We start from the raw sequence: 617 nt of genomic DNA on the forward strand, positions 1-617 counted from the left end.
ATGCGGAAGTAGTTCAGTGGTAGAACACCACCTTGCCAAGGTGGGGGTCGCGGGTTCGAGTCCCGTCTTCCGCTCCAATATGCCATGCCGGGGTGGCGGAATTGGCAGACGCACAGGACTTAAAATCCTGCGGTAGGTGACTACCGTGCCGGTTCGAGTCCGGCCCTCGGCACTTCATATGCGCCCGTAGCTCAATTGGATAGAGCATCTGACTACGGATCAGAAGGTTAGGGGTTCGAATCCTCTCGGGCGCGCCATGTTTATATCATTATGAGGACGGGAAGTAGCTCAGCTTGGTAGAGCACATGGTTTGGGACCATGGGGTCGCAGGTTCGAATCCTGTCTTCCCGACCATTTTCAAGGGGCCTTAGCTCAGCTGGGAGAGCGCCTGCTTTGCACGCAGGAGGTCATCGGTTCGATCCCGATAGGCTCCACCAAAAAGTTATTGACAAAGAAAACAGTAAATGTTATATTAAAAAAGTCGCTCAAACAGCGACAAAGAGATGTTCCTTGAAAACTGAACGAAGCGAAAAGCGTAAAGAAGCTAGAGATATAAACTTTCTATGGAGAGTTTGATCCTGGCTCAGGACGAACGCTGGCGGCGTGCCTAATACATG

At 51.5% G+C, this 617-nt stretch carries 5 tRNA genes; all 5 read left to right on the top strand.

The annotated features are described in order from the left end of the window. The first annotated feature begins 2 nt into the window (after positions 1 to 2). A tRNA-Gly gene (locus LD028_RS02365) sits at positions 3 to 77 on the top strand. A gap of 9 nt (positions 78 to 86) precedes the next feature. Beyond that, a tRNA-Leu gene (locus tag LD028_RS02370) sits at positions 87 to 172 on the top strand. Positions 173 to 180: 8 nt separating this feature from the next. Beyond that, positions 181 to 257, top strand: a tRNA-Arg gene (locus tag LD028_RS02375). 20 nt (positions 258 to 277) lie between these two features. After that, positions 278 to 354, top strand: a tRNA-Pro gene (locus LD028_RS02380). A gap of 7 nt (positions 355 to 361) precedes the next feature. Next, positions 362 to 437 (top strand) — tRNA-Ala (locus LD028_RS02385). Positions 438 to 617 lie beyond the last annotated feature (180 nt).

Source organism: Anoxybacillus sp. LAT27, assembly GCF_022030075.1.
Classification (GTDB): domain Bacteria; phylum Bacillota; class Bacilli; order Bacillales; family Anoxybacillaceae; genus Anoxybacillus; species Anoxybacillus kestanbolensis.